This is a genomic window from Actinomadura chokoriensis (assembly GCF_041463665.1).
Classification (GTDB): domain Bacteria; phylum Actinomycetota; class Actinomycetes; order Streptosporangiales; family Streptosporangiaceae; genus Spirillospora; species Spirillospora chokoriensis_A.
The window spans coordinates 1-4051 of the sequence record NZ_JAXCEJ010000058.1 but is presented as its reverse complement, the minus strand read 5'-3'; the positions used below and the strand labels follow the sequence as shown (position 1 = coordinate 4051).

Below are 4051 nucleotides of genomic sequence, written 5' to 3'. Positions count from 1 at the left end.
ATCATTATGTGGAATCCGATCTGTCAAGCGATGTGCTTGTGGATCACGCCGAGGTAGAGGCCTTCGCGTTCGGGAACGTGCTGGTCTTGGTGGGGTGGGAAGAACACCGCGCAGACGTCGGCGGGCTGGGTTCGAATGCTGGATTGGCTTCTGAAGGTGAGGCTCTGTTCGATCTCGTGAGCGCACCCGGCAGTATTCAGCGCGGAGATGAAGTCCTCGCGGAGCACGGTGGCTGGGTGGGAGTGGGAGCCCGGCAGGATGATCGGGGGCAGGTGTGCGGTGGAGCCCGCCTGAAGCCGAATCCAGATGCCGCTGACAGATCGTTGGGTGACGACCAAGTCGAGGCCGCCCCACGAGTAGGGGTATCCGTCGAGGTCGGAGCCCTTCAGCACGTGGGCGGGGTGTGGTCGGCCGGGGCCGAGGATCTCTTCGGCCTGGTCCAAGTGCATGCCGCAGTGGAGCGGACCGACTTGGCCGGTGAGGCCGAATTCCACGAGTAGATCCAGCAGCGTCATGAGACTGAACTGTGGCATCGGGTGGCTGCGGTCGCATCTTCATTTGATCGTGACGATCGGCAACATCGTCGCGGTGGCCGGGACGCCGAGTTGACGGGGCGTCGGCCCCGCTGGAGTGGGGACGTCGGCGAGCTGGGCGAGGAGCTTGTCCAAGGCGACTTGGCCGTCGTCGACCGCAGCGCGTTCGTCGTCGGTGAGCGGGATGCTCACCAGCATGCGCTGCAGGTTGCCCTTCGCCTCGAGCAGCTGGGCCTTCGTCGAGTCCTTGGGAGTATAGAAGTCGCACTTGGCGCAGGCCATCCGGTGCTGGCACTGCTCGAAGAAGGTGTAGGAGCACAGGCCGTGACCGAGGTCGTAGTACTGCCACGGCTTCCCAGCGGCTGCCTGGCCGGAGGTGACGGCGTCCCGGTCGAGGAGGACCTCGATGGTGCGGACGTTGCGGGCGAAGTAGCCGGCGTCGTCGTAGGCCTTGTTCAGCGTCGTCGGGGTGATCTTCGCGTAGAAGGTCGTGGACTGGGGCGAGCGATGCCCGAGCCAGGCTTGCAGCTCGAACAGCGTCATCGGCTCCTTGGCGTTGTAGAGCTGGGAGGCGATCGTGGAGCGGGCCCGGTGGCTGGTGATGTTGCCGCGAACGTCGGCGGCCGGGACACCGGCCTTGCGGCAGAGCAACGGGATGACGGTGCCGTTGATGTAGGTCGACGGAACGCGGCGGGCCCGGAAGGCGAACAGGAAGTCCACCTTCTCGCCGGTCCGGCGATCCACCATCTGCGGCTGGACCGGCCGAACCGCCTGCCATGCCTCGATCGCCTCGCCCATGAGCGGGTCAACGGGCTTTGTGAACGCGGTGCCCGTCTTGTGAGTCGGAACATCCAGCAGACAGACGGCATCGCGGACGAGCACCTCGGAGTCGTCACCGCCGATCGTCTGCCCGTCGTGCTGCCAACGGATGCAGCCCCGCCGCAGGCGGGCGATCTCGTCGCTGCGCTGCCCGCTGAACAACCAGGTCAGGGTGATCGCCCGAACCAGCTCGACCGGGTAGAAGAACCCGGCACGGGTCGCCGGAAGGTCAGCAGCCTGCAGGTTCAGTCCTGCCCACAGAAGCTTCGCCCAGACGTCGTCGGCGATCACCCTGGGGTTGGGGCCGAGCAACGCGCCGATGCTGCGCGGAGTGGCCAGGGCGCATTCGGGAGCAAACCGGCGGGGCAACCACTCCCACTCCTGGCAGTCGCGGAAGAACGTTCGGGCCGCTGCGATCCGACCGGCCTTCGTCGGCGCCTGAAGAGGTTCGCCGATCCGGCCGGCGAGACCGACGGTCCGCTGGGTGTAGTCGCCGACGTTCATCCGGTCCAGTGCGCCGATCCAGGTCGCGCAGGTCTGCCGGGTCCAGTTGGCCGGATCTGCTGCATCGGGCTGTTCGGCGGCGGCCCACCGCCCGATCTTGAGCAGGTCGGCCCGGACGTTACCGCGGGTCTTGGGCGTCAGCGTCGAGGTGGCGTGCCAACGGTCCACCCACTCGGTCCAGATCGCGGGAGCGCCCCCGGCCCGCGGCGTTCTGCCGCCGCCGTTGGCCAGGAGAGGCGGATGACAGAACCCCAGGGCCGCCACCGATCGCTGAACGGCGTGCAGGGTGTTGAGACGCAGGTCGCCCAGCAGCCGCTCACTGCGGATCCGATCGAACAACTCGGTGGTGAGATCCTCGACATGCGGGCTGCGGTTGAGCAGGAACAGCTGGCAGATCACCATCGGCAACAGCGTGTCGTCGCCGCGGCCGAGTCGATAGCCCCACTGGTCCAGAACGGCCCGAACCTTGGTGATCTCGGCGTCCACCCGGTCACGTCCGAAGATCCGCCGGGCCATCGTGAGCCGCTGGAGACTCCCCAAGCGGTGGAACTCGTTGAACCCGCCGAGCAGATAGGCGTGCGAGGACACATAGGAGCGGACCGCGTCATCGGCCCAGGCCGGTGCCGACCGCCGGAAACCAGCCTGGTCCGCGCCGATCGCCTCCGTCCACTCCTCGACACTCCATCCCCAGTACGACCGTTCGAGCTGTGCGCAGCGCAGCAGGATCACCGCCGTCGCGTCAGCCATGGCCCGCCTGCGGTGGCTGGTGGGCGGCGAGTCCAGGCTGGCGTTGGCCGCCTCCAGCGGCTGCAGAAGACGCCTGATCAGCGCCCAACCCGGAGCTGCTGGATCATGGCGGTGAAGCCGCCGCAGGTTCTCCAACCCGAGTTCGCGAATGGCCTTCACCTCGGCGACCCGGACCTGGGCCGCGGTGTCGTAGCGGTCCGCAGGGACCGGCCACTGCCAGCGTCCACCACCAGCCGCGTCGGCAGTCTTCTCCATCGACGCGGTCACCGGGACACCTCCGCCGTCGCGGTGGTGTCGGTGAGCATCCGTACTCGCCAGGCGTGGATGTGCTCCATGCCGCCGGCGAGCTTGTCGGCCAGATCCCGGCCCGACAGATGAATGTAGGCCAGTGTGGACTCCGTCGACCGGTGGCCGGCGAACGTCGCGATCGCGTGCAGCTCCCACCCCATCCGCGCCAGATCCGTCAGGCACAAATGCCGGGTCGTGTGCGTGGAGAACTGCGGAACACCAGCGTCCAGGGCGACCTTGCGCACCACTTTCGACCAGGTCCACAAACTCAGCGGCTGGGCGTGGTTGCGCCGCGACTCCGACAGAAACAACAGGCCCCGCGCCCGGCTGATCGTGGCCCGATGGGCCAGGTAACCCGACAGCAGCACCCCGGTCGCCGCCGAGTACGGCACCACCCGTTCCAGCCGGTTCTTGGTCGTCTCCGCCCGCACCCGCAACGTCCGGTGCGCCGGGTCGAGATCGTCGGTGCGCAACGAGCACAGCTCCTCGCGGCGCAACGCCGCGTCGTAGGCCAGCGCGAGCATCACCCGATTACGGACCGACTCGTGCCGGGCGACGTCCAGGACGTCCGCCCACTGCCGCTCGCTGGGGATCCACGGCAGCTTGGCCAGCCGCGGCACCAGGCCCCGCTGCTGGCCGCCGAACCGCCGACCCGGGGTGTACTTCCCGCGGCCGACCGGGTTGGACTCCCGAAGGCCTTCCTCGATCAAGAAGTCGTAGAACAACCGGACTGCCACCAGCCGCTGCTGAATCGTGGCGTTCGACAGCCCGACACCCGAATCCAGCGACACCACGTTCGCCCCACGCCTGCTCGGCCGCGAGGTGAGCTCCCGCACGAACACCGCGACATGCGCCCGACCCGCTTCGACGGGGTCGACGCCCTCACGGTCACACACCTCCAAGTACTCGGCCAGCCCACGCGCGTACGCATCGACCGTCCGCGGCGCCCGCCCCAGATCAACCCAGATGCGCAACCACTCGACCGCCCGCCCATGCCGCCCCAGGACCGGCCACTTCTCCTCCAGCACCACCGCGCCCAACACAGCCCCTCAAGTCCGTGGGTGAGACCGAAGAGACCATGATCGTCTCCGCGGCTGATGCCACGTAACTTGTAAAATGATCAAGAGGCAGATGTACGGCCGCGCCAACCCCGACCTCCT

Annotated in this window: 3 protein-coding genes; all 3 read right to left on the bottom strand. The window is 67.8% G+C overall.

All coding sequences use genetic code 11. From position 1 onward, the window contains the following. Positions 1-23 precede the first annotated feature (23 nt). The 3 genes from SM418_RS37740 to SM418_RS37730 all read right to left on the bottom strand — a co-directional run bounded on the left by SM418_RS37740 (position 24) and on the right by SM418_RS37730 (position 3922). Complete coding sequence (locus SM418_RS37740) at positions 24-515, bottom strand: hypothetical protein (RefSeq protein ID WP_371946442.1); 492 nt, start codon at positions 513-515, stop codon at positions 24-26. A 39-nt stretch (positions 516-554) separates the two neighbouring features. Further along, entirely contained in the window at positions 555-2738 is a 2184-nt protein-coding gene (locus SM418_RS37735; protein ID WP_371966177.1) for a tyrosine-type recombinase/integrase, read from the bottom strand. A gap of 128 nt (positions 2739-2866) precedes the next feature. Beyond that, a complete protein-coding gene (locus tag SM418_RS37730) occupies positions 2867-3922 on the bottom strand; it encodes a tyrosine-type recombinase/integrase (RefSeq protein ID WP_371946444.1) in 1056 nt (351 codons plus the stop codon). Between the last annotated feature and the right edge of the window lie 129 nt (positions 3923-4051).

Excerpts from the sequence above, each read along its gene's own strand:
- SM418_RS37740 (WP_371946442.1), bottom strand. The coding sequence starts at position 515 with ATGACGCTGCTGGATCTACTCGTGGAATTCGGCCTCACCGGCCAAGTC.